This is a genomic window from Pseudomonas sp. ERMR1:02 (assembly GCF_002277815.1).
GTDB lineage: Bacteria > Pseudomonadota > Gammaproteobacteria > Pseudomonadales > Pseudomonadaceae > Aquipseudomonas.
The window spans coordinates 263,735-287,722 of sequence record NZ_NKJI01000001.1 but is presented as its reverse complement, the minus strand read 5'-3'; the positions used below and the strand labels follow the sequence as shown (position 1 = coordinate 287,722).

Genomic DNA, 23,988 nt, shown 5'->3' with positions numbered 1-23,988 from the left:
GCCCGCTCCCACAAGGGATCTGCGTCGTTCAGGAGTCCGATTTGCTACCGGACTCCTTCACTGGCTTACAACTTGATCCAGGTCGCCTTCAGCTCGGTGTACTTATCAAACGCATGCAGCGACTTGTCGCGACCGTTGCCGGACTGCTTGAAGCCACCGAACGGTGCCGTCATGTCGCCGCCGTCGTACTGGTTGACCCAGACGCTACCGGCACGCAATGCCTTGGCGGTCAGGTGAGCCTTGGAGATGTCGGCAGTCCAGACCGCAGCGGCCAGGCCGTACGGCGTGTCGTTGGCGATCGCAATGGCTTCTTCAGCGCTGTCGAAAGTGATGACCGACAACACTGGCCCGAAAATTTCTTCCTGGGCGATCTTCATTGCGTTGCTTACACCATCGAAAATGGTCGGCTCAACGTAAGTGCCGCCAGTTTCCTGGAGAGTACGCTTGCCGCCGGCCACCAGTTTGGCGCCGTCGCTGTGACCGGACTCGATGTAGGACAGCACGGTGTTCATCTGCTGGGTATCCACCAGTGCGCCGACGTTGGTCGACGGGTCCAGCGGATTGCCCGGCTTCCAGGCCTTCAGGGCCTCGATTACCAGCGGCAGGAATTTGTCCTTGATGGAGCGCTCCACCAGCAGGCGCGAACCGGCGGTGCAGACCTCGCCCTGATTGAACGCGATGGCGCCGGCAGCGGCTTCAGCGGCAGCCTGCAGGTCCGGTGCGTCAGCGAACACGATGTTCGGGCTCTTGCCGCCGGCTTCAAGCCAGACGCGCTTCATGTTCGATTCGCCGGAGTAAATCAACAGCTGCTTGGCGATCTTGGTCGAACCGGTGAACACCAGGGTGTCCACGTCATTGTGCAGTGCGAGTGCCTTGCCGACGGTGTGACCGTAGCCTGGCAGCACGTTCAGCACGCCTTTCGGAATGCCGGCTTCAACGGCCAGCGCAGCGATGCGGATAGCGGTCAACGGAGACTTTTCCGAAGGCTTGAGAATCACCGAGTTACCGGTCGACAGCGCTGGGCCGAGCTTCCAGCAGGCCATCATCAACGGGAAGTTCCACGGCACGATCGCGCCAACAACGCCGACTGGCTCACGGGTTACCAGACCCAGCTGATCGTGCGGAGTGGCGGCGACTTCGTCATAGATCTTGTCGATGGCTTCGCCGCTCCAGCTCAGGGCTTGCGCCGCGCCAGGAACGTCGATGTACAAGGAATCGCTGATCGGCTTGCCCATGTCCAGGGTTTCAAGCAGTGCCAATTCTTCAGCGTGCTGCCTCAGCAGGCCGGCGAAACGAATCATGGTGGATTTGCGCTTGGTCGGCGCCAGGCGCGACCAGATGCCGGAATTGAAGGTGGCGCGAGCGTTTTCCACAGCGCGCTGGGCGTCGGCGGCGTCACAGCTGGCAATCTTGCCGAGCAAACGGCCATCGACCGGGCTGATGCACTCGAAGGTCTCGCCGGAGACGGAATCGGTGTATTCACCATTGATGTAGGCGCGGCCTTCGATCTTCAGATCGCGAGCCTTTTGTTCCCAGTCGGCACGAGTCAGGGTGGTCATTCGAGTGTCCTCCTCTTATTGAATACGACACCTGCGTTCTTCGCGGGCGCTGTCAGGAATTCTGCCCGGCCAGCCTGAATTTCGGCCTTAGGCAACCGCCACCCTAAACCAGCGGCAGGGGAAGTTTCAATATATTTGACATAACACCGGCAAACGGCCTTGCGATGTTCATTTTAATAAACATAGACTTTGGATCTACCAACCACTCGCGTCGCATTCACGGGGAATACAACAATGAGCATCCAGAACATCGTCGACTTCAGTCAGGCCAACACCGCCGCCGAACGCTATCGCCCGGACCCGGCCAGAGTGCTCAAGGGCGACCCTGAGCAAGTGGTATACAACCACTACAACAGTCCTTGCGGTCAGTTGAACGCCGGCGTGTGGGAAGGGGCCGTCGGCCAATGGACAGTGAACTTCACCGAACACGAATACTGCGAAATCGTGCAGGGTGTTTCCGTACTGCGCGATTTCGACGGCAATGCCAAGACCCTGCGCGTGGGCGATCGCTTCGTGATCCCCGCCGGCTTTCGTGGCACCTGGGAGGTGCTGGAGCCGTGCCGCAAGATCTATGTGGCGTTTGAACAAAAGACCTGAAGCCAGGCCGGCGAGCCACCGAAAGCCCATCCCTGGTGATGGGCTTTTTTATTGGCCGCACGATGGGCAAATATCGCGACACAGTCCAACAGGTGATAAATGGCCGGCGTTATTCCAGTATTTTCCCCACGCCATCCATGACGGATGACGGGAGCACATTCGCTCACTTCAGCTATCGCAAGGAAGCCATGCATGACCACTGATTTGAAACAACACCTGGACACCGCTACCCAGTACATCGGCCAACAATACTCCGAGGATCTACGTGAAGAACTCGCCAACAAGACCGGCCTGGCGGTACGCCCCAGAGGCATCGGGTTCATCATGACCAAGGACTACAACCCTGAACGCATCAATTTGCTGGTCGAGAACGGAATCATCACCCAGGTAGCCATGGGCAACTGATTTGCCCGACGCCCATTCGAAACACCGATAGTTTGCATCGGGTGTTTCACATGCCAAGGAGGCACCATGCCTGACAATCCAGATCTATGCGACGTCTCGGTCGCTCAACACACCCTCGGCCAGAAATGCACGCCGCAGCTGCTCGAAGAAGTTCGCGCCCTGGCCAACGGAGCCCCCGTGCGGGCCACCGGGCCAACGTATCCCTCGACTTTCGACCGGCGCCCGCGACGAATCAATCTGCACACCAATGCCGACAGAATCATCATCAGCATCAATTGCGGCTGACCTCGTCGACACTAACGAAAGCCCCCTGATTAACGCGCAACAAAAAAGGCCCGTATCTCGCGATACGGGCCTTTTTCGTAAGAGGGAAAAATCAATTACTTGATTTTGCCTTCCTTGTAGATCACGTGCTTGCGAACAACCGGATCATATTTCTTGATCTCGATTTTGTCCGGAGTAGTACGCTTGTTCTTGTCGGTAGTGTAGAAGTGACCAGTACCGGCGCTCGAAATCAAACGAATCAATTCACGCATGATTAGCTCCCTTAGATCTTGCCGGCTTTGCGGATTTCGGCCAGCACGACAGTGATGCCACGCTTGTCGATAATACGCATGCCTTTGGCAGATACGCGCAGACGCACGAAACGTTTCTCTTCTTCAACCCAGAAGCGGTGATGCTGCAGGTTCGGCAGGAAACGACGACGGGTTTTGTTGTTTGCGTGGGAAATGTTATTCCCAGTCACCGGACCCTTACCGGTAACTTGACATACTCTAGACATGCCTCAGCCCTCTAAAACCACATGCCCAACCCGGCATGGGTTGGCCGCTTAATCTCTAGTCATTGTGGCGCCAGGCGCCGCGATTCTTTAGAGGTCTTACCGGCTACACCTAACAGTGAAGGAACCGGGCCCCTAGAAAAGAGCGCTGCTTTATACCAGAAAGACTGGAGAGCAACAACATTCGCTGCGCCTTGAATGGAGAAAAACCCGTTTTTTTACGCCTCAAGCGCTTTGGATAAAGGCTGTCGGCGATATCGACCACTCGTCGCAGAGAATCTGCCCGTCTCGCAAATCCAGGGCTTTACATCGGAGCACAGCAAAATCAATCGCCTATAGTCCACTGAAAATGAAAAAGGGGATAGTCATTTGCAAAAGAGGTCACTAGGGTAAGCCTTTTCCAGACTGCACTTGCAGATGGGCCTTCGATCTGTAAAGGAATCCGACAATGCGCCTCGCTGCCCTACCGTTGTTGCTCGCCCCTCTTTTGCTGAGCCCACAGGCTATGGCGGCCGCCCTGAGCGTCTGCACCGAGGCCAGCCCCGAAGGGTTCGATGTAGTGCAATACAACTCGCTGACCACCACCAACGCCTCGGCGGATGTGCTGATGAACCGTCTGGTGGACTTCGACACGGCCAGCGGCAAAGTGGTCGCCAGCCTCGCCGACAGCTGGGAAGTCTCCCCCGATGGGCTGACCTATGAGTTCAAGCTGCACCCGCAGGTAAAATTCCACAGCACCGACTACTTCAGCCCGACGCGTGAAATGTCCGCCGAAGACGTGAAATTCAGCTTCGACCGCATGCTTGATCCGGCCAACCCGTGGCACAAAGTCGCCCAGAGCGGCTTCCCGCATGCGCAATCAATGCAATTGCCGGCGCTGATCAAGAAAATCGATGCCCTCGACCCATTGACCGTGCGTTTTACCCTCGACCACCCTGATTCGACTTTCCTGGCGACCCTGAGCATGGGCTTCGCCTCGATCTATTCGGCTGAATATGCCGACAAATTGTTAAAGGCCGGCACCCCGGAAAAGCTCAACAGCCAGCCGATCGGTAGCGGCCCGTTTGTTTTTACGCGCTTCCAGAAGGACGCGTCGATCCGCTACAAGGCAAACCCGGACTATTTCCGCGGCAAGCCTTCGGTGGACCCGCTGATTTTCGCCATCACCCCGGACGCCAATGTGCGCCTGCAGAAGCTGCGTCGCAATGAGTGCCAGATCGCCCTGTCGCCCAAGCCTCTGGACGTACAGGCAGCACTGAAAGAACCGACCTTGAAAGTGGAAAAGACTGACGCGTTCATGACCGCATTCGTCGGCATCAACAGTCAGCATCCACCGCTGGACAAGCCTGAAGTACGCCAGGCGATCAACTTCGCCTTCGACAAGGCCAATTACGTCAAAGCCGTCTTCGAAGACACCGCCGAGCCAGCCAACGGCCCTTATCCACCCAATACCTGGAGCTACGCCAAAAGCCTGCCGGGCTACCCGCATGACGTGGCCAAAGCCAAGGCACTGATGGCCAAGGCCGGGCTCAAGGACGGCTTCCAGACCACGATCTGGACTCGCCCTTCGGGCAGCCTGCTGAACCCGAACCCAAGCCTTGGCGCCCAACTGCTGCAGTCCGACCTCGCGGTAATCGGCATTCAAGCCGAAATTCGCGTGATCGAATGGGGCGAACTGATTCGCCGCGCCAAAGCCGGTGAACATGACTTGCTGTTCATGGGCTGGGCCGGCGACAACGGCGACCCGGACAACTTCCTCACGCCACAGTTTTCCTGCGCCGCGGTCAAGTCCGGGACCAACTTCGCCCGCTACTGCAACCAGGACCTGGACAAGCTCATCAGCGCCGGCAAGACCACCGGCGAACAAGGTGTGCGCACCAAACTCTACGAACAGGCCCAGGCGCAGATCCAGCAACAGGCACTGTGGCTGCCATTGGCCCACCCGACGGCTTTCGCCCTGACGCGCAAGGATGTCGAGGGCTATTCGGTCAGCCCGTTCGGTCGGCAGGACTTTTCTAAAGTCAAACTGTAGGAGCGAGCTTGCTCGCGAAGAACGTCAACGATGACGCAGCGTGCCTGGTAGACCGCATTGTCCGTCCGTTTTTCGCGAGCAAGCCCGCTCCTACAGGGTTGCCTTACATCCACCCGTACTCGGCCATCGAAAGCGGATCGCCGTCCCCAATGATGAAATGGTCAAGCACCCGCACATCGATCAACTCCAACGCCTTTTGCAGGCGCTTGGTCAGTAATCGATCGGCCTGACTGGGGTCGGTGTTGCCCGACGGGTGGTTGTGGCAGAGGATCAGGGCCGCGGCGTTGTGCGCCAATGCGCGCTTGACCACTTCTCGCGGATGAACACTGGTGTTGTCGATGGAGCCGCGAAACAGTGCCTCAAAGGTCAGCACCTGATGTTTGGAATCCAGAAACAGGCAGCCGAACACCTCATGGGGCTCATGGCGCAGCATCGCTTTCAGGTAATCACGAACGGCTTGCGGGTTTTCCAGCACCGATCTGTGGCGTAAACGCTCGGCCAAATGCCGCCGACCCATCTCAAGCACCGCCTGCAATTGTGCGAACTTTGCCGGCCCCAGTCCCAGCTGCGTGCTGAACGCCGGTAAATCCGCTTCCAGCAGCGACCTCAAACTGCCAAATTGACTCAGCAGATGCCGCGCCAGGTCCACCGCGCTTTTGCCGGACACGCCGGTTCGTAAAAAGATTGCCAGCAACTCGGCATCCGAAAGGCTTGCCGAGCCCTGATCAAGAAGCTTCTCCCGCGGCCGCTCCGCTGCCGGCCAATCGCGAATACTCATAGCACCTCCCTGTCTGTGGGCGCCGCTGTTCCGTAGCGGTCGCTGTGATATCGTAGCCCATCTTTTTTGCGGGCGATTTCACTCCTGGGGAGGGGGTATCGCAACGCAGTCACCAACGAATTGAAAGGCAGGCCTATGCAGCGGCTGTATCGGAAACGCATTGTTCTGGGCGTCGGCGGCGGCATTGCTGCTTACAAAAGCGCCGATCTGGTTCGCCGCCTGATGGACCAGGGCGCGGAAGTGCGCGTGGTCATGACCCGTGGCGGCAGCGAATTCATCACTCCGCTGACCATGCAGGCCCTGTCCGGGCACCCTGTGCACCTGGACTTGCTGGACCCGGCGGCCGAAGCGGCCATGGGCCACATCGAGCTGGCAAAATGGGCTGACCTGGTCCTGATCGCCCCCGCCACCGCGGACCTGATCGCCCGACTGGCCCAAGGCATTGCCGACGACTTGCTGACCACGCTGGTGCTGGCCACCGATGCGGTGGTCGCCGTTGCCCCGGCGATGAACCAGGCCATGTGGCGCGACCCGGCGACCCAAGCCAACCTGCAAACCCTTGAAAGCCGTGATCTGAAAGTCTTCGGCCCGGCCTCCGGCAGCCAGGCCTGCGGCGATGTCGGCTTGGGTCGCATGCTCGAAGCCACCGACCTTGCCCAGCTCGCCGCGGACTGCTTCCAGCGCCAGGCGCTGACCGGTAAACATGTGCTGATTACCGCCGGCCCGACCCAGGAAAATATCGATCCGGTGCGCTACATCACCAACCACAGCTCCGGAAAAATGGGCTTTGCCTTGGCCGAAGCGGCGGTGGAAGCCGGCGCCCGCGTGACCCTGATCACGGGCCCGGTGCACCTGCCGACCCCGGATCGTGTCACGCGCATCGACGTGGTCAGCGCCCGCGACATGCTCGCCGCCTGTGAAGCCGCGATCCCTTGCGACCTGTTCATCTCCTCCGCGGCGGTCGCGGATTACCGCCCGGAAGTCGTCGCACCACAAAAACTTAAGAAAGATCCTACGAACGGCGACGGCTTGTTGCTACAAATGGTGCGCAACCCGGACATCCTGGCGAGCATCGCCACGCGTCCCGACCGTCCGTTCAGTGTCGGTTTCGCTGCTGAAACCGAACACCTGCTCGACTACGCTGCCCGCAAGTTGAAAGACAAGAATCTCGATTTGATCGTCGCCAACGACGTTGCCAACCCGAGCATCGGCTTCAACAGCGAAGAGAACGCCTGCAGCGTGATCGACCGCCAGCTACACGCCACACTTTTCGCCCAGACCAGCAAGAGCAAGATTGCACGCCAGCTGATCACTTTTATCGCTGAACGACTGAACCAGGTTTAATTTACATGCACACTTTGCAAGCCAAGATCCTCGACCCTCGCATCGGTACCGAATTCCCGCTGCCGCAATACGCTACTCCAGGCTCCGCCGGCCTCGACCTGCGCGCCATGCTGGAAAACGACATCGTGATCAAACCGGGTGAGACCGTACTCATTCCCACCGGCCTGTCGGTCTATATCGGTGATCCGAATCTCGCGGCGCTGATCCTGCCACGCTCTGGCCTGGGCCATAAGCACGGCATCGTGCTGGGCAATCTGGTTGGCCTGATCGACTCCGATTACCAGGGCCCACTGATGGTTTCGTGCTGGAACCGTGGTCAGACTGACTTCACCATGGCCGTCGGCGAACGCCTGGCGCAACTGGTGCTGGTGCCGGTGGTTCAAGCACATTTCGAGATGGTTGAAGAGTTCGTCGAGACCCAGCGCGGTACCGGCGGCTTTGGTCATTCCGGCAGCCACTGATACGACAGGGGAGTCGCGAAAATCAAGGTGTGGGCCGGCCTTTACAGGTGTCATGGCCCTTTCGCACCACGAACTCTCTGCGGAAAACGCCGTCATACCTTTCAGTTTGAGCCCGCCGACGAATGATTCGCAGGCAGGTCCAGCCACTTTCGAGATGGAGCATTTCTGCAGATGAGCACCCCTACCCGCGTCGCCCCCAAGTTCCCTGACAGCATTTTCCGCGCCTACGATATTCGTGGCACCGTTCCGGAATTTCTGAATGCTGAAACGGCTTACTGGCTCGGTCGCGCCATCGGTGCCCAAAGCCTGGCCCAGAATGAACCGAATGTTTCCGTCGGCCGTGACGGTCGTCTGTCCGGTCCGGAACTGGTGGAACAGTTGATCCTGGGTCTGGCCGACAGCGGCTGCCATGTCAGCGATGTCGGACTGGTGCCAACCCCTGCGCTGTATTACGCCGCCAACGTACTGGCCGGCAAATCCGGCGTGATGCTGACCGGCAGCCACAACCCGTCGAACTACAACGGTTTCAAGATCGTCATCGCTGGCGACACCCTGGCCAACGAGCAGATCCAGGCCCTGCACGACCGCCTCAAAGACAACAACCTGAGCAGCGGCAAAGGCAGCATCACCAAAACCGAAATCCTCGACCGCTACACCACCGAGATCGTCCAGGACATCAAACTGGCCCGACGCTTGAAAGTCGTGGTGGACTGCGGCAACGGCGCGGCCGGTGTGATTGCCCCGCAACTGATCGAAGCATTGAACTGTGAAGTCATCCCGCTGTTCTGCGAAGTTGACGGCAACTTCCCGAACCACCACCCGGACCCGGGCAAGCCAGAAAACCTCATCGACCTGATCGCCAAGGTCAAGGAAACCAAATCCGACATCGGCCTGGCCTTCGACGGCGACGGTGACCGCGTCGGCGTGGTGACCAACACCGGCAGCATCGTCTATCCGGACCGTCTACTGATGCTGTTCGCCCGCGACGTGGTGGCGCGCAACCCGGACGCGGAAATCATCTTCGACGTCAAATGCACCCGCCGCCTGACCCCGCTGATCGAGGAATACGGCGGTCGTCCGCTAATGTGGAAGACCGGTCATTCGTTGATCAAAAAGAAAATGAAACAAACCGGCGCCTTGTTGGCCGGCGAAATGAGCGGGCACATCTTCTTCAAGGAGCGCTGGTTCGGCTTCGACGACGGCATTTACAGTGCTGCGCGGTTGCTGGAAATCCTCAGCAAGGAAAAATCATCGGCCGAAGAGCTGTTCGCGACCTTCCCGAACGATATTTCTACGCCGGAAATCAATATCCATGTGACCGAAGAGAGCAAATTCAGCATCATTGATGCATTGCATGACGCACAGTGGGGAGAAGGCGCCGACCTGACCACCATTGACGGCGTGCGAGTCGACTATGCCAAAGGCTGGGGCCTGGTTCGCGCCTCCAACACCACACCGGTGCTGGTATTGCGCTTCGAGGCCGATGACGAGGCTGAATTGCAGCGCATCAAGGACGTATTTCATGTCCAGTTGAAGCGTGTTGCACCTGATCTCCAACTATCGTTTTGATTTATTGAAGCACCGGAGCCCTGAATGACCCTCGAACGCGATGCCGCCGCCAATACCGCCAAGGTCCTGTCCGAAGCGCTGCCTTACATTCGCCGCTATGTCGGCAAGACGCTGGTGATCAAATACGGCGGCAACGCGATGGAAAGCGAGGAGCTGAAAACCGGCTTCGCCCGCGACATCGTGCTGATGAAAGCCGTTGGCATCAACCCGGTAGTGGTTCATGGTGGCGGTCCGCAAATCGGTGATTTGCTCAAGCGCCTGTCGATCGAAAGCCACTTTGTCGATGGCATGCGCGTCACCGATGCCGCGACCATGGACGTGGTGGAAATGGTCCTCGGCGGTCAGGTCAACAAGGACATCGTCAATCTGATCAATCGTCACGGCGGCAGCGCCATCGGCCTGACCGGTAAAGACGCCGAACTGATTCGCGCGAAAAAACTCACTGTCACTCGCCAGACTCCGGAGATGACCCAGCCGGAAATCATCGACATCGGTCACGTCGGCGAAGTGGTCGGGATCAACACCGACTTGCTGAACCTGCTGGTCAAAGGTGGCTTCATCCCGGTAATCGCGCCAATCGGCGTCGGCGCCAATGGCGAGTCGTACAACATCAACGCTGACCTGGTGGCCGGTAAAGTTGCCGAAGCGCTGAAGGCCGAGAAGTTGATGCTACTGACCAACATCGCTGGCCTGATGGACAAGTCGGGCACGGTTCTGACCGGCCTGAGCACTCAGCAGGTGGACGATCTGATCGCCGACGGCACCATCTATGGGGGCATGCTGCCGAAGATCCGTTGCGCGCTGGAAGCGGTTCAGGGCGGCGTGGGTAGCTCGCTGATCATCGACGGACGCGTGCCGAATGCGATCCTGCTGGAAATCTTCACCGACACCGGTGTGGGCACCTTGATCAGCAATCGCAAGCGTCATTAAGCGATAGCGCACCCAAAAAGACCCCGCTCAGCCAGGCTGAGCGGGGTCTTTTTTTGAACGCCGATCCCCTGTAGGAGCGAGGCTTGCCCGCGAAGGCGATTCAACAGCCAACATCTATGTTGGATGTGCCTGCCTCTTCGCGGGCAAGCCTCGCTCCTACAGGGGTAAGCGCTAGACTCCGAATTGGGCGCGGTACGCTTCGACGGCAGGCAGGTGTTGTTTGAGCTGCGGATCGTCAGCCAGAAACTCCAGCACCTGGTTCAACGAAACAATGCTGATCACCGGAATGCCAAAATCACGTTCAACTTCCTGGATCGCCGACAACTCACCGTTGCCGCGCTCCTGGCGGTTGAGGGCGATCAGCACGCCGGCAGCCTTCGCGCCGTCCTGGGAAGCGATGATCTGCATCACTTCGCGGATGGCGGTGCCCGCTGTGATCACGTCATCGATGATCAGCACGTCGCCAGTCAGCGGTGCGCCAACCAGGCTGCCGCCTTCGCCATGGGCCTTGGCTTCCTTGCGGTTGAAGCACCATGGCAGGTCACGGTTGTGATGCTCGGCCAACGCCACGGCTGTGGTCGCCGCCAAAGGGATTCCCTTGTAGGCCGGCCCGAACAGAACGTCGAACGCAATGCCGCTTTCGGTAATGGCTGCGGCGTAGAAACGACCCAGCTGCGCCAGGGCCGAACCCGAGTTGAACAGGCCCGCATTAAAGAAGTAAGGACTGGTGCGCCCGGACTTCAGGGTGAACTCACCGAAGCGCAAAACGCCGCGATCGATGGCAAAACGAATGAAATCGCGCTGATACGCTTGCATGAAAAAAACCCCAAATACCACGGATTTAGCTAATTAGCTTGACGCCGTGTATCATACACGCACGCGATTTTTGGGGCCATTTATGCGGATCATCAGTGTGAACGTCAATGGTATTCAGGCTGCGGTCGAGCGAGGTTTGCTCAGTTGGCTGCAAGCACAGAATGCCGACGTCATCTGCCTGCAGGACACCCGTGCCTCCGCCTTTGAACTGGACGATCCAGCCTTCCAACTGGATGGATACTTCCTTTATGCCTGCGACGCCGAAGTTCCCGCCCAAGGTGGTGTGGCTTTGTACTCGCGGTTGCAACCGAAGGCTGTCATCAGCGGTCTCGGTTTCGAGACGGCCGACCGCTACGGGCGCTACCTGCAAGCCGATTTCGACAAAGTCAGTATTGCTACCTTGCTGCTTCCGTCGGGTATGAACGGCGACGAAGACTTGAATCAGAAATTCAAGCTCATGGACGACTTCGCCAAATACCTGGACAAGCAGCGGCGCAAACGCCGCGAGTACATTTATTGTGGCTCGCTGTACGTGGCGCAACAGAAACTGGACATCAAGAACTGGCGCGACAGCCAGCAATCTCCGGGATTCCTGGCGCCTGAACGCGCCTGGATGGACGAGATTGTCGGCAACATGGGGTACGTTGATGCCCTGCGCGAAGTCAGCCGTGAAGGCGATCAGTACAGCTGGTGGCCGGATAACGAACAAGCCGAAATGCTCAACCTCGGCTGGCGCTTCGACTATCAACTGCTGACCCCGGGCCTGCGCCGCTTTGTACGCAGCGCACGCCTGCCACGCCAGCCGCGGTTCTCGCAACACGCGCCACTGATCGTGGACTACGACTGGACGTTGACCATCTAGGCGTCGTTTCGCAGTGAAAAAATGCCCGCATCGCGAGATACGGGCATTTTTTATGCGCTAGTCGGAATGAGGCACGCGTCAGGTCACGGCAAAAAACGGCAGGGCTAAATACAGCTTGATCACGATGACATTGATAATGTCGATAAAGAACGCGCCCACCATCGGTACTACCAGGAATGCGATCTGCGAAGGCCCGAAGCGCTGCGTCACTGCCTGCATGTTAGCGATGGCCGTTGGCGTCGCACCCAACCCGAAACCACAGTGCCCTGCCGCCAACACCGCCGCATCGTAGTTGCTGCCCATCATTCTGAACGTCACGAAAATCGCGAAAAGCGCCATGACCAACGCCTGCACAGCCAGGATGACGAAGATCGGCAAAGCCAGCGCCGCCAAGTCCCACAGCTTGAGCGACATCAGCGCGATGGCAAGAAAAAGCGACAAGCTGACATTACCCAGCACCGAGACTTCACGCTCGAATACCCGATACAAACCAAATGCTGAAAGACCGTTGCGCAGCAACACGCCCACAAACAGCACACAAACGAATGTCGGCAACTCGAATGCCGTCCCGTGCAGCAGACCATTCAAAAGATTGCCAGCCAGCAGGCTGACTGCGATCAGAGCCAGAGTTTCGATAAACGTAGAGGGCGTGATCGAGCGCTCTTTGTTCGGCTGTTCAAAACCCTTCGGCAGGCGCGGCCCCTCCTTCATGTTGCAGGAGGGCACCTCCACACGCTTGATGAGCAAGCGCGCCACCGGACCACCGATCAATCCACCCAACACCAGACCGAACGTCGCGGAGGCTATCGCCAGTTCAGAGGCGGAAGCCAGGCCGTATTTCTCATTGAATACCGTTCCCCACGCAGCGCCAGTTCCGTGACCGCCCGCCAGGGTAATTGAGCCCGTCAACAAACCCATCAGCGGATCGAGCCCCAGCATTGTTGCGAGTCCGATGCCCATGGCGTTCTGCAGCACCAAGAGCCCAATGACTGCAATTAGAAATACCCCTACTACGCGACCGCCTTTCTTGAGACTGGCGAAGTCTGCACTCAGACCGATAGTGGCAAAAAACGCCAGCATCAGGGGAGTTTGCAGCGAAGTGTCGAAGCGAACTTCAACATTAAGCGTTCGCAACAACAGAAGAGCCAGGGCGACCAACAGGCCACCCGCTACAGGCTCGGGAATATTGAAATTGCGCAGAATACCAACACGCGCAATAAGGCCACGCCCCAGAAGAAGTACGAGGGAAGCGGCCACGAGCGTTCCATAAAAATCGAGCTGAATCATTTGGATTATTCTTGGCTATATATTCAGAGGCGAACCTTTCCCTGTCCGCGCTTCATGAAACGGCTGATTGTCTCAACACTGACAACACAGGAATTCAAGTACCTTCGATGGCTTGAACATATAGAAATATTTCAGAATGGATATTTCGTGCGCAGACTTTAGCAATCACAAAGTCTTGCTGCCAAGGACTTGGGCAGCTCTAAAGCATCACAGTTGTGACTAAAGATGTAAAGGCAACATATATATAAGCTTCTCCTGTCATTCATCTAAACCAGATTAATCCTACATACAATAGAGTTTAATTTAGTTGTAAAAAAACCCCGACAAGTCAGGGCTTTTTTCACGCATTCGAAATTGCATTTTCCAACATGGAGGTTTTGAACGAGCCTATTTGATCAAACGCCATGTGAAAGGATAACGGTACGGAAAACCTTCATTGGCCTTTACCCCGGCAATGATCGTCAGCACCAACGCCCCGATGGCGATCAAACCAAACAGGAAGAACCCGATAATCACCACCATCAACAGGAAGCAAATGGCAGAAGCGATAGCGACGGTGATCTGAAAATTCAGCGCTTCCTTGCCCTGGGCATCGATGAACGGGTCCATCTCGCGCTTCATCTGCCACAAAATCAACGGGCCAATCAGCGTACCGAACGGAATCCAGATCCCCAGCAAGGCGGACAAGTGACAAAACATCGCCCACTGCCGAACTTCTTTGCTCGGGGTGGGAAGCAGCTGTTGCTCGTCATTCATGGCGTCCTCCTTGCGCGGAACAATCCGATCAGTCAGCCAGCGCAGCCTTTTGCAGATCAAAAATTTCGTTCATGCCTTTCTTCGCCAGCTCCAGCATCGCGTTCAGCTCTTCCGGCTGGAACGGCGCGCCTTCGGCGGTGCCCTGCACTTCGATGAAGCCGCCAGAGCTGGTCATCACCACGTTCAGGTCGGTCTCGGCAGCCGAGTCTTCCAGGTAGTCGAGGTCGAGCACAGGCTCGCCCTGGTACATGCCGACAGAAACGGCACCGATCATTTGCTTGAGTGGGTCGCCGCCTTTAAGGCCGCCGCGCTTCTTGATCACTTTCAAGGCATCGACCAGTGCGACCATGGCACCGGTGATGGACGCGGTACGGGTGCCGCCGTCGGCCTGGATCACGTCGCAATCGACGTACAGGGTGACGTCACCCAGCTTGGACATGTCCAGCGCAGCGCGCAGGGAACGGCCGATCAGACGCTGGATTTCCAGGGTACGGCCGCCTTGCTTGCCACGGCTGGCTTCACGCTGGTTACGCTCACCGGTTGCGCGCGGCAGCATGCCGTACTCGGCGGTCAACCAACCCTGGCCCTGACCTTTAAGGAACCGCGGCACGCCGTTTTCGACGCTGACGGTGCAGATGACTTTGGTATCACCGAACTCGACCAGTACAGATCCCTCGGCGTGTTTGGTGTAGTTGCGGGTAATGCGGATCGAGCGGAGCTGATCGGCAGCGCGACCACTTGGACGTTTCATAAGGGATACCTGTACGGGGACGGAAAACTGCGGAGCATTATAGAGCCGCCAGCCACGACTGGGCACTTCTAAAAAAATCCTCCGACGACCGAAGGCTCTGAATAGCCCATCGCCGACGGCCTGCAGCCCTTTGTGACACCGTGTGTTTGGGCGCATCCACCGCACTGCGCTACAATCCGGCGCCTTTGCTGCCAGTCGGCTTAAATTCATTGATATCGGATTGCCGGAATACCAGTTCCGGGCCGATCTGCATTGCGAGGTACCTCCATGGTGCACAGCATGACCGCCTTCGCCCGCGTCGAGAAAGCCGGTGTTCAGGGCACCCTGAGCTGGGAACTGCGCTCGGTCAACAGCCGCTACCTGGAACCCCACCTGCGTTTACCGGAATCCTTTCGCGACCTCGAAGGCGCCGTCCGCGAGGCGCTGCGCCAGGGTGTGTCCCGGGGCAAGCTCGAATGCACCCTGCGCTTCACAGAAGAAAACACCGGCAAGCCGCTGCAAGTGGACCAGGCACGCGCTGCGCAACTGGTCGCCGCCGCCGAGACCATTGCCGGCCTGATCAAAAATCCAGCGGCGCTCAACCCGCTCGAAGTTCTGGCCTGGCCAGGCGTACTGGTGGGAGATGCAAGCGATCCGCAAGCCTTGAACGCTGAAGCCTTGGCGCTGTTCAACCAGGGCCTCGAAGAACTCAAGGCCGGCCGCGAGCGCGAAGGCGCGGAGCTGGCGCGGTTGATCAACGATCGCCTGACGTCCATTGAAGAAGACGTGGTGACGCTGCGCGAACTGGTTCCGCAAATGCTCGCCACCCAACGCCAGAAAGTACTCGACCGCTTTGCCGACATGAAGGCCGAGATGGACCCGCAGCGCCTGGAGCAGGAAATGGTCATGCTCGCGCAAAAAAGCGACGTCGCCGAAGAACTGGATCGCCTGAGCACTCACATCATCGAAGTTCGTCGGGTACTCAAATCCGGCGGCGCTGCCGGGCGGCGCCTGGACTTCCTGATGCAGGAGCTCAACCGCGAAGCCAACACACTGGGCTCCAAAGCCTTCGACCCGCGCAGCACCCAGGCGGCGGTCAACCTCAAGGTGTTGATCGAGCAGATGCGCGAACAAGTGCAGAATATTGAGTAAGGCAAACCCGACATGACCCACAGCACCGGCACCCTGTACATCATTTCCGCCCCATCGGGCGCAGGCAAGAGCAGCCTGGTCAAGGCCTTGACTGACGCCAATCCAGAGATCCGCGTTTCGGTCTCCCACACCACCCGCGCCATGCGCCCCGGTGAAGTGGACGGCGTGAACTATCACTTCGTCGAACGCAGCGAGTTCGTGAAGATGATCGAACACGGGGATTTCCTTGAGCGCGCCGAAGTGTTCGGCAATCTCTATGGCACCTCGCAAAGCCACTTGCAGCAAACCTTGGACGAAGGCCACGACCTGATACTGGAAATCGACTGGCAAGGCGCCGAGCAAGTGCGCAAGCTGATGCCTCAGGCGCGTTCGATCTTCATTCTGCCCCCATCATTGCAAGCCTTGCACCAGCGCCTGACCAACCGCGGCCAGGACAGCGACGAGATCATTGATGGTCGGATGCGCGAAGCCGTCAGCGAGATGAGCCACTACGTCGACTACGACTACCTGATCATCAACGACGATTTCGCCCACGCACTGCATGATTTGAAGGCGATTTTTCGCGCCAACCAGCTGCAACAGAAGCGTCAGCAGCAACGCCACGGCAAATTATTGGCTGAATTGCTTGGCTGATCCGCTCTTCCCAAAACAGCTGCAAGGGCTTTACATTGGCACTTGTAGCGCGTTGAAGAGTTTGATCAAAAAATCAGCGCTTCCCTAATCGCTGGTGATTTTTTAAACTGTTGAGTCCGCTCGCCCATCCGGGCAGCGCGCATATTGCATTTGCTACGAGGAAGACCATGGCCCGCGTAACCGTTGAAGACTGCCTGAATCACGTGGATAACCGCTTTGAGCTGGTCATGCTCTCTACCAAGCGTGCCCGTCAACTGGCCACCGGTGGCAAAGAGCCGAAAGTAGCATGGGAAAACGACAAGCCTACCGTTGTCGCCCTGCGTGAAATCGCTGAAGGCCTGATCGACTACGCAGCTATCGCCGAAGCCGAAATCGTTGAAGATGAACCGCTTTTTGCTGCGTTCGAGGACGAGTCCAACGAGGCCGTCTAAGCCTATGCCTGGTCGACGTAGCACGGCGCGGGAACAAAGCTTACGGCAGGAGACATCATGCCGAGCATAGACGCCCTCGCCGATCGCTTATCGACCTACCTCGGTAAAGACCAGGTCAACCTGGTCCGCCGAGCGTATTTCTACGCCGAACAAGCCCACGACGGTCAACGCCGCCGTAGCGGCGAGGCGTACGTAACGCACCCACTCGCGGTCGCGAATATTCTTGCCGAAATGCATATGGACCATCAGAGCCTGATGGCGGCCATGCTGCATGACGTGATCGAAGACACCGGTATTGCCAAGGAAGCGCTGCAAGCGCAGTTCGGCGAGACCGTGGCCGAACTGGTCGACGGGGTCAGCAAACTGACCCAGATGAACTTCGAGACCAAGGCCGAGGCACAAGCCGAAAACTTCCAGAAAATGGCCATGGCCATGGCCCGCGACATTCGCGTGATCCTGGTCAAACTGGCCGACCGCCTGCACAACATGCGCACGCTGGAAGTGCTGTCCGGCGAAAAACGCCGACGCATTGCCAAGGAAACCCTGGAAATCTATGCGCCCATCGCCAACCGGCTGGGCATGCACGCCATCCGCATAGAATTCGAAGACCTCGGCTTCAAGGCGATGCACCCGATGCGTTCCGCGCGGATCTACCAGGCCGTGAAACGTGCCCGGGGCAACCGCAAGGAAATCGTCAACAAGATCGAAGAATCACTCAGCCACTGCCTGGCCATCGACGGCATCCAGGGCGAGGTCAGCGGTCGCCAGAAACACCTCTACGGCATCTACACGAAAATGCGCGGCAAGCGTCGGGCCTTCAACGAGATCATGGACGTCTACGCATTCCGGATCATCGTCGACAAGGTCGATACCTGCTACCGCGTGCTGGGTGCTGTTCATAATTTGTACAAACCGTTGCCGGGGCGCTTCAAGGATTACATCGCGATTCCCAAGGCCAACGGCTATCAGTCGCTGCACACCACGTTGTTCGGCATGCACGGTGTTCCGATCGAGATCCAGATCCGCACCCGTGAAATGGAAGAGATGGCCAATAACGGCATCGCCGCCCACTGGCTATACAAATCCAGCGGCGACGAGCAGCCAAAAGGCACTCACGCCCGCGCCCGCCAGTGGGTCAAAGGCGTGCTGGAAATGCAGCAACGCGCAGGCAACTCGCTGGAATTCATCGAAAGCGTGAAGATCGACCTGTTCCCGGACGAGGTCTATGTGTTCACGCCCAAGGGCCGAATCATGGAGCTGCCCAAAGGCTCCACGGCGGTCGACTTCGCTTACGCGGTGCACACCGACGTGGGCAACAGCTGTATTGCCTGTCGGATCAATCGTCGTCTCGCGCCACTGTCCGAACCGCTGCAAAGCGGCTCCACAGTCGAGATCGTCAGCGCTCCGGGCGCACGGCCGAACCCGGCCTGGCTCAACTTTGTGGTCACCGGCAAGGCGCGCACGCACATCCGCCATGCGCTGAAACTGCAACGCCGCTCCGAATCCATCAGCCTGGGCGAGCGCCTGCTGAACAAGGTTCTCAACGGTTTCGACAGCTCGCTGGAAAAAATCCCAGCCGAGCGCGTCAAGGCAATGCTCACCGAGTACCGTCTCGAACTGGCCGAAGACCTCCTCGAAGACATCGGTCTGGGCAATCGCATGGCCTATGTGGTCGCGCGCCGACTGCTCGGCGAAGGCGAACAGTTGCCGAGCCCGGAAGGTCCGCTGGCGATTCGCGGTACAGAAGGCCTGGTGCTCAGTTACGCCAAATGTTGCACACCGATTCCTGGCGACCCGATTGTCGGCCACCTGTCTGCGGGCAAAGGCATGGTCGTGCACCTGGACAACTGCCGCAATATCAGCGAAATCCGCCACAACCCGGAAAAATGCATCCAGCTCTCTTGGGCCAAGGATGTCACCGGCGAGTTCAATGTCGAACTGCGCGTCGAACTGGAACACCAGCGCGGCTTGATCGCCCTGCTGGCCAGCAGCGTGAACGCGGCCGACGGCAATATCGAAAAAATCAGCATGGACGAACGCGATGGTCGCATCAGCGTCGTCCAACTGGTGGTCAGCGTGCACGACCGTGTGCACCTGGCCCGCGTGATCAAGAAACTGCGCGCCCTGACCGGGGTGATCCGCATCACCCGCATGCGCGCGTAGCCATCCATCAATTACAAGGAGTCCTTCATGACCAAGACTGTTATCACCAGCGACAAAGCCCCGGCCGCCATCGGTACCTACTCCCAGGCGATCAAGGCTGGCAACACCGTTTACATGTCGGGTCAAATTCCTCTGGACCCAAAAACCATGGAACTGGTCGAAGGCTTCGAAGCCCAGACCGTCCAGGTGTTCGAGAACCTCAAAGCCGTGGCTGAAGCCGCCGGCGGCTCGTTCAAGGACATCGTCAAACTGAACATCTTCCTCACCGACCTGAGCCACTTCGCCAAGGTCAACGAGATCATGGGCAAGTACTTCGACCAGCCTTACCCAGCCCGCGCCGCCATCGGCGTAGCGGCCCTGCCAAAGGGTTCGCAGGTTGAAATGGATGCCATCCTGGTCATCGAGTAATGTGTCCGGCGCAGCCTCGGGCTGCGCCGACTGCTCTGCTGTAAAGAAAGTCTGAAAGGATTCCACCATGCGCAAAGCGCTTGCTCTCTCGCTGCTCGCCCTGCTTTTGGGCGGTTGTGCCAGCAACCCTGCCGACCGTGATATCAGTGGCACCTGGATCAATCAGGTGGCGATCGACGCTGCATCCAAGGGCGTCCCCCTGCGTGAAGCGCTCCAGGCCTATGGCCCGAACCTGGAATGGGACGTCAACACCAAGGCCGGTCAGGTCCGTTACACCAATGGTTTTGAAAATGTCGATGGCAAGTTGCTGGGCGAAGAGTCCGGTGCCTGGAAAGTCGACTTTTATGGCAGCTCCGGCAGTGAGCTGAAGCGCAACGGCAAGCATTTGAGCCAGGCGGCGACCGAAAACGAACCCGCCCAGGTCTTCGATCGCGCATTGATTCCGGTACCGGATGGCGCACCGATTGGCGCCAGCTTCGAACGCGCGCTGTATTCGGCCTACATGGGCGGTAGCTGGAAGGTCATCAGCGGCCAAGGCGAAGGCAACACCGTGCAGTTCCAGGCCGACGGTCAAGTGACCGGCCTGCCGGGTACTGATCGCTATGCTTTGTGCCTGGCCGGCGACTGCGCCTCGATGAGTGGCGGCAACGACAACATGTGGCTGCAGCTCAACGGGCAAGGAAACGCCTGGATCTTTGCGCGCAAAGGCAAAGAGCTGGAAATTTTCCAGACGGTGAATACGGCGCAGGCAGATGAAATGCCTCAGTTCACGCCGGGTGATCGCAAGTGGTTGCTGGAAAAGCAGTAACCTGCCCCGGGAACCAACGCAAATCAATGTAGGAGCCGGCTCGCTGGCGATTGCGGCCTGACAATCAACGCAGAGTTGAATGTGACGACCCTATCGCCAGCAAGCCGGCTCCTACGATTTCAGGGTGTTTGAAAGTCAGCAGCGACCTTCAAGAATCGCGGCATATCCTTCGCGAAAGCTCGGATACTTGGGCGTCCACCCCAATGCTTTCGCCCGCGCATTGCTGCATCGCTTGCTCCCCGTACGGCGCACGCTGGCGTCTTCCGCCCATTCGGTCACACCCAGATACTCGCGCAACCAGCCCACCACATCCGCCAGCGCTGCCGGTGCGTCATCGACGCCGATGTAGATATCTTCCAGCGCCACGCCACGTCGATCCGCCTCAAGCAGGCACGCCATCAACCCGGCGGCATCGTCGGCATGAATCCGATTGGCATACAACGGCGGATCGACCGCCACGCGATAACCCCGACGCACTTGGGTCAACAGCCACTCGCGCCCCGGACCGTAAATGCCGGTCAAACGCACAATGCTGGTCGCAATTCCACTATTGAGGGCAATCTGCTCGGCTTCGAGCATCACACTCCCCGAATAGCCCGCCGCTACGGCCGCAGAAGCCTCGTCGACCCACTCGCCCGCCTGCTGACCGTAAACGCTGCTACTGGAAACAAACAACAGGCGATTGGGCACCTGGCCATAGTCATCCAGCCACTCCAGTACATGCTGCAAGCCCTGAACATAGGCGGCGCGGTAACCGGCTTCGTCATGATCGGTGGCGGCCGCGCAATACACCAGGTAATCCACCGCGCCGACTGGCCAGGTCGCCGGACAGTCCTTGTCGAACAAGTCGCCGGCAACGCCAATCACACCCTCGGGCAGGCGTGAGACGTCGCGCCGCAGACCATGAACCTCCCACCCACCAGCCAACAATTGTGTGGCCAGACGACTGCCGACATCACCGCAACCGGCGATCAAAACAGAAGGCGCGGACATCAGAAAACTCCCCTTGGAAACGGACAGACTAGCGCTGGCAATGTGCGAGCGGCTAGCAATACAAGAAAAAGAGACTCTATTACTTTTGTTAACAAGAATTGTTTGCAATAATACGCCCCACTTTTGTTCTCGGCCTTACGAGGCCTGGAAGAGCGCCATCGTTTTTCTATCTCAGGTCCGGCTAGCATGACACGTAATCAAATCCCCGCTTCGCCAACCAAACGACCTCGCGCCTGGAGCGCAGTGGCCGCCCTGCTGCTCAGCTTGATGCTGGCACCAACCGCGGCATTCGCTGACGCGCAAGCACCTGCCACTGCGACCGCAGCTGACCAGGCCGCTCCGACTGCTGCTCTTGCCGCGACCGCCCAGGCCCAGGCCCAGGCAGCACCTGCTCAAGAAGCCCTCGGCGAAAACGTTCCTGAAGTTCTCGAAGCCGACAACAGCCTGGGCATGGCCCATGATCTGTCGCCGTGGGGTATGTACCAGAACGCCGACATCATCGTGAAAATCGTGATGATCGGCCTGGCGATCGCATCGATCATCACCTGGACCATCTGGATTGCCAAAGGCTTCGAGCTGATGGGAGCCAAGCGTCGTCTGCGCAACGAAATCGTCCAACTGAAGAAAGCCAAAACCTTGAAAGAAGCCAGCGCTTCGGCAACCAAGGCCGGCACCCTCGCCAACCTGTTGGTCCACGACGCCCTGGAAGAGATGCGCCTGTCGGCCACCAGCCGCGAGAAAGAAGGCATCAAGGAACGCGTCAGCTTCCGTCTTGAGCGCCTGGTTGCAGCCTGCGGCCGCAACATGAGCAGCGGCACCGGCGTGCTCGCTACCATCGGCTCCACCGCCCCGTTCGTAGGCCTGTTCGGCACCGTGTGGGGCATCATGAACAGCTTCATCGGCATCGCCAAAACCCAGACCACCAACCTTGCCGTTGTGGCCCCCGGCATCGCCGAAGCCCTGCTGGCAACTGCGCTGGGCCTGGTCGCGGCGATTCCTGCGGTAGTGATCTACAACGTGTTTGCCCGCTCCATCGCCGGATACAAGGCGCAGGTGTCCGACGCGTCGGCAGAAGTCCTGCTGTTGGTCAGCCGCGACCTTGATCACCAGCCTGAGCGCAGCTCGCAACCGCACATGGTGAAAGTGGGGTAATCGGCCATGGGCCTGCATTTGAAAGAAGGCGCAGACGACGATCTGTCCGAAAACCACGAAATCAACGTCACGCCGTTCATCGACGTGATGCTGGTGCTGTTGATCATCTTCATGGTGGCGGCCCCGCTGGCCACCGTGGATATCAAGGTCGATCTGCCTGCGTCCACCGCCAAACCGGCGCCGCGGCCAGAGAAACCGGTGTTCCTCAGCGTCAAGGCTGACCAACGCCTGTACCTTGGCGAAGACGAAGTGAAGGCCGAAGCACTCGGCGCCACGCTCGACGCCCGGACCCATGGCAAGAAAGACACGACGATCTTCTTCCAGGCCGATAAAGGTGTGGATTACGGCGACCTGATGAGCGTGATGGACAACCTGCGCTCGGCCGGTTACCTGAAGGTCGGTTTGGTCGGACTCGAGTCAGTCAAGAAATGATCACGACGCGCCATAAGCTGACGCGTTACAGCGGTAGCCTGGCCGTGGTGCTGGGCGTTCACGCGCTGGCCATCGCACTGGCCGTGAACTGGACCGCCCGCCCGCCCATCGAATTGCCGCCACAGGCAATGATGGTCGAGCTGGCACCGGTTCCAGCCCCGCCACCGCCCGCACCGCCGAAGGTCGTCACACCACCGCAGCCACCGGCTCCCGTTGAAGAACTGCCGATACCGAAGCTGGCCGAAGCGCCGAAGGCCGAGATTGCAGTACCGAAACCGGTCAAGCCCAAGCCAAAGCCTCAACCGCCTAAGCCTGTGGAGAAAAAGCCCGAGCCGCCGAAGGAAAAACCGTCCGAGGCAAAACCGAGCGAAGCAGCGCCGACGCCAGCGCCGACTGAAAAATCCGCTCAGCCTGCACCGGGTCCATCGGCAGCTCAAGTGGCGGCTAAGGCCAGTTGGGAAGGCACCCTGCTCGCGCATTTGGCCAAATACAAGAAGTACCCGGCCAGCGCACAGGCACGGGGCAAAGAAGGTATGAACCGCCTGCGTTTCGTGGTGGATGCCGAAGGCAACGTCTTGTCATTCGAGCTGGTGGGCGCCTCAGGCACTGCCGATCTGGACCGGGCCACCCTGGAAATGATCCGCCGCGCCCAGCCGCTGCCAAAACCTCCGGCCCACATGCTCACCAACGGCTCCATAGAAATCGTTGCACCCTTTGTCTACTCGATAGACAAACACCGACGGTAAAGCCCTGCCGAAACCTATGTTAGGAGCGAGCCTGTTCGGGATGGTCGTCAACGATAACGCTGCAAGCCTGACGCCCCGCGCCGGTGTCAGGTTTTTCGCGAGCAATCGAGCGTCGACCGGCTGCTCCTACACACACTCTCTCTGATAACGTGCGTCTATCGATTGC

General features: G+C 58.7%; 26 protein-coding genes and 1 pseudogene. 18 read left to right on the top strand and 9 right to left on the bottom strand.

Annotated features, from left to right (window positions below; translation table 11 throughout):
• Positions 1 to 65: 65 nt before the first annotated feature.
• Positions 66 to 1,559 carry an aldehyde dehydrogenase gene (locus tag CES87_RS01355; protein WP_128604632.1) on the bottom strand — a complete coding sequence of 498 codons (1,494 nt, stop codon included), beginning with the start codon at positions 1,557 to 1,559 and terminating at the stop codon, positions 66 to 68.
• Between the two features lie 234 nt (positions 1,560 to 1,793).
• Between CES87_RS01355 and CES87_RS01350 the strand changes: the two genes are divergently transcribed.
• The 3 genes from CES87_RS01350 to CES87_RS01340 all read left to right on the top strand — a co-directional run bounded on the left by CES87_RS01350 (position 1,794) and on the right by CES87_RS01340 (position 2,846).
• On the top strand, positions 1,794 to 2,156 hold the full coding sequence (locus CES87_RS01350; RefSeq protein WP_128604631.1) for a cupin domain-containing protein: 363 nt from the start codon (positions 1,794 to 1,796) through the stop codon (positions 2,154 to 2,156).
• 192 nt (positions 2,157 to 2,348) lie between these two features.
• Positions 2,349 to 2,561: a hypothetical protein gene (locus CES87_RS01345; RefSeq protein ID WP_178081357.1), complete on the top strand. Its 213-nt coding sequence runs from the start codon at positions 2,349 to 2,351 to the stop codon at positions 2,559 to 2,561.
• A gap of 66 nt (positions 2,562 to 2,627) precedes the next feature.
• Entirely contained in the window at positions 2,628 to 2,846 is a 219-nt protein-coding gene (locus CES87_RS01340; protein ID WP_128604629.1) for an I78 family peptidase inhibitor, read from the top strand.
• Positions 2,847 to 2,941: 95 nt separating this feature from the next.
• Here CES87_RS01340 and rpmG read toward each other — a convergent pair whose 3' ends face one another.
• Together rpmG and rpmB are read right to left on the bottom strand one after the other, a co-directional pair.
• On the bottom strand, positions 2,942 to 3,097 hold the full coding sequence (gene rpmG / locus CES87_RS01335; RefSeq protein ID WP_003177274.1) for a 50S ribosomal protein L33: 156 nt from the start codon (positions 3,095 to 3,097) through the stop codon (positions 2,942 to 2,944).
• Between the two features lie 11 nt (positions 3,098 to 3,108).
• On the bottom strand, positions 3,109 to 3,342 hold the full coding sequence (rpmB, locus tag CES87_RS01330; protein WP_007894701.1) for a 50S ribosomal protein L28: 234 nt from the start codon (positions 3,340 to 3,342) through the stop codon (positions 3,109 to 3,111).
• 445 nt (positions 3,343 to 3,787) lie between these two features.
• Here rpmB and CES87_RS01325 point away from each other — a divergent pair, with 445 nt between their 5' ends.
• Entirely contained in the window at positions 3,788 to 5,371 is a 1,584-nt protein-coding gene (locus CES87_RS01325) for an ABC transporter substrate-binding protein (protein WP_128604628.1), read from the top strand.
• A 103-nt stretch (positions 5,372 to 5,474) separates the two neighbouring features.
• Here CES87_RS01325 and radC read toward each other — a convergent pair whose 3' ends face one another.
• Entirely contained in the window at positions 5,475 to 6,149 is a 675-nt protein-coding gene (radC, locus tag CES87_RS01320) for a DNA repair protein RadC (protein ID WP_128604627.1), read from the bottom strand.
• Positions 6,150 to 6,284: 135 nt separating this feature from the next.
• Here radC and coaBC point away from each other — a divergent pair, with 135 nt between their 5' ends.
• The 4 genes and pseudogenes from coaBC to argB all read left to right on the top strand — a co-directional run bounded on the left by coaBC (position 6,285) and on the right by argB (position 10,453).
• Positions 6,285 to 7,493, top strand: coding sequence for a bifunctional phosphopantothenoylcysteine decarboxylase/phosphopantothenate--cysteine ligase CoaBC (gene coaBC / locus CES87_RS01315; RefSeq protein ID WP_128604626.1), 1,209 nt, complete (start codon positions 6,285 to 6,287; stop codon positions 7,491 to 7,493).
• A 5-nt stretch (positions 7,494 to 7,498) separates the two neighbouring features.
• Positions 7,499 to 7,954: a dUTP diphosphatase gene (gene dut / locus CES87_RS01310; protein WP_128604625.1), complete on the top strand. Its 456-nt coding sequence runs from the start codon at positions 7,499 to 7,501 to the stop codon at positions 7,952 to 7,954.
• Between the two features lie 183 nt (positions 7,955 to 8,137).
• Positions 8,138 to 9,523: pseudogene (locus tag CES87_RS01305) on the top strand (phosphomannomutase/phosphoglucomutase); the annotation flags it as partial.
• 24 nt (positions 9,524 to 9,547) lie between these two features.
• On the top strand, positions 9,548 to 10,453 hold the full coding sequence (argB, locus tag CES87_RS01300; protein WP_128604623.1) for an acetylglutamate kinase: 906 nt from the start codon (positions 9,548 to 9,550) through the stop codon (positions 10,451 to 10,453).
• Positions 10,454 to 10,624: 171 nt separating this feature from the next.
• Here argB and pyrE read toward each other — a convergent pair whose 3' ends face one another.
• Positions 10,625 to 11,269, bottom strand: coding sequence for an orotate phosphoribosyltransferase (gene pyrE / locus CES87_RS01295; protein ID WP_128604622.1), 645 nt, complete (start codon positions 11,267 to 11,269; stop codon positions 10,625 to 10,627).
• Between the two features lie 82 nt (positions 11,270 to 11,351).
• Here pyrE and CES87_RS01290 point away from each other — a divergent pair, with 82 nt between their 5' ends.
• On the top strand, positions 11,352 to 12,131 hold the full coding sequence (locus tag CES87_RS01290; RefSeq protein WP_053163881.1) for an exodeoxyribonuclease III: 780 nt from the start codon (positions 11,352 to 11,354) through the stop codon (positions 12,129 to 12,131).
• Between the two features lie 78 nt (positions 12,132 to 12,209).
• Here CES87_RS01290 and gltS read toward each other — a convergent pair whose 3' ends face one another.
• From gltS to rph, 3 genes are all read right to left on the bottom strand, one after another.
• Positions 12,210 to 13,418 carry a sodium/glutamate symporter gene (gltS, locus tag CES87_RS01285; RefSeq protein WP_128604621.1) on the bottom strand — a complete coding sequence of 403 codons (1,209 nt, stop codon included), beginning with the start codon at positions 13,416 to 13,418 and terminating at the stop codon, positions 12,210 to 12,212.
• 387 nt (positions 13,419 to 13,805) lie between these two features.
• Positions 13,806 to 14,174, bottom strand: a complete 369-nt coding sequence (locus tag CES87_RS01280) for a DUF4870 domain-containing protein (protein ID WP_128604620.1) — start codon at positions 14,172 to 14,174, stop codon at positions 13,806 to 13,808.
• 28 nt (positions 14,175 to 14,202) lie between these two features.
• Positions 14,203 to 14,925 carry a ribonuclease PH gene (gene rph / locus CES87_RS01275; RefSeq protein ID WP_128604619.1) on the bottom strand — a complete coding sequence of 241 codons (723 nt, stop codon included), beginning with the start codon at positions 14,923 to 14,925 and terminating at the stop codon, positions 14,203 to 14,205.
• A 267-nt stretch (positions 14,926 to 15,192) separates the two neighbouring features.
• On the opposite strand from rph, the gene CES87_RS01270 reads away from it, so the two are divergent.
• From CES87_RS01270 to CES87_RS01245, 6 genes are all read left to right on the top strand, one after another.
• On the top strand, positions 15,193 to 16,056 hold the full coding sequence (locus CES87_RS01270) for a YicC/YloC family endoribonuclease (RefSeq protein WP_128604618.1): 864 nt from the start codon (positions 15,193 to 15,195) through the stop codon (positions 16,054 to 16,056).
• 12 nt (positions 16,057 to 16,068) lie between these two features.
• Positions 16,069 to 16,689, top strand: coding sequence for a guanylate kinase (gene gmk, locus CES87_RS01265; RefSeq protein ID WP_128604617.1), 621 nt, complete (start codon positions 16,069 to 16,071; stop codon positions 16,687 to 16,689).
• A gap of 167 nt (positions 16,690 to 16,856) precedes the next feature.
• Positions 16,857 to 17,120, top strand: a complete 264-nt coding sequence (gene rpoZ / locus CES87_RS01260; RefSeq protein WP_128604616.1) for a DNA-directed RNA polymerase subunit omega — start codon at positions 16,857 to 16,859, stop codon at positions 17,118 to 17,120.
• A 57-nt stretch (positions 17,121 to 17,177) separates the two neighbouring features.
• The gene (spoT, locus tag CES87_RS01255) at positions 17,178 to 19,283 is read left to right on the top strand and encodes a bifunctional GTP diphosphokinase/guanosine-3',5'-bis pyrophosphate 3'-pyrophosphohydrolase (protein ID WP_128604615.1); all 2,106 of its coding nucleotides are present in this window, start codon (positions 17,178 to 17,180) and stop codon (positions 19,281 to 19,283) included.
• Between the two features lie 27 nt (positions 19,284 to 19,310).
• Complete coding sequence (locus CES87_RS01250; protein ID WP_003229509.1) at positions 19,311 to 19,691, top strand: RidA family protein; 381 nt, start codon at positions 19,311 to 19,313, stop codon at positions 19,689 to 19,691.
• A 67-nt stretch (positions 19,692 to 19,758) separates the two neighbouring features.
• Positions 19,759 to 20,499: a hypothetical protein gene (locus CES87_RS01245; protein ID WP_128604614.1), complete on the top strand. Its 741-nt coding sequence runs from the start codon at positions 19,759 to 19,761 to the stop codon at positions 20,497 to 20,499.
• A gap of 135 nt (positions 20,500 to 20,634) precedes the next feature.
• On the opposite strand, the gene CES87_RS01240 is transcribed toward CES87_RS01245, so the two are convergent.
• The gene (locus CES87_RS01240) at positions 20,635 to 21,492 is read right to left on the bottom strand and encodes an NAD-dependent epimerase/dehydratase family protein (RefSeq protein ID WP_128604613.1); all 858 of its coding nucleotides are present in this window, start codon (positions 21,490 to 21,492) and stop codon (positions 20,635 to 20,637) included.
• Between the two features lie 186 nt (positions 21,493 to 21,678).
• Here CES87_RS01240 and exbB point away from each other — a divergent pair, with 186 nt between their 5' ends.
• Genes exbB through CES87_RS01225 form a run of 3 tightly spaced genes read left to right on the top strand, consistent with a single transcriptional unit; the run spans position 21,679 to position 23,822 of the window.
• On the top strand, positions 21,679 to 22,644 hold the full coding sequence (gene exbB / locus CES87_RS01235; RefSeq protein ID WP_128604612.1) for a tonB-system energizer ExbB: 966 nt from the start codon (positions 21,679 to 21,681) through the stop codon (positions 22,642 to 22,644).
• Between the two features lie 6 nt (positions 22,645 to 22,650).
• Positions 22,651 to 23,076 (top strand): TonB system transport protein ExbD, encoded by a 426-nt coding sequence (gene exbD, locus CES87_RS01230; protein WP_128604611.1) that lies wholly within the window; start codon positions 22,651 to 22,653, stop codon positions 23,074 to 23,076.
• Positions 23,073 to 23,822: an energy transducer TonB gene (locus CES87_RS01225; protein ID WP_128604610.1), complete on the top strand. Its 750-nt coding sequence runs from the start codon at positions 23,073 to 23,075 to the stop codon at positions 23,820 to 23,822. The genes exbD and CES87_RS01225 overlap by 4 nt, the downstream gene beginning before the upstream one ends.
• The last annotated feature ends 166 nt before the right edge of the window (positions 23,823 to 23,988 follow it).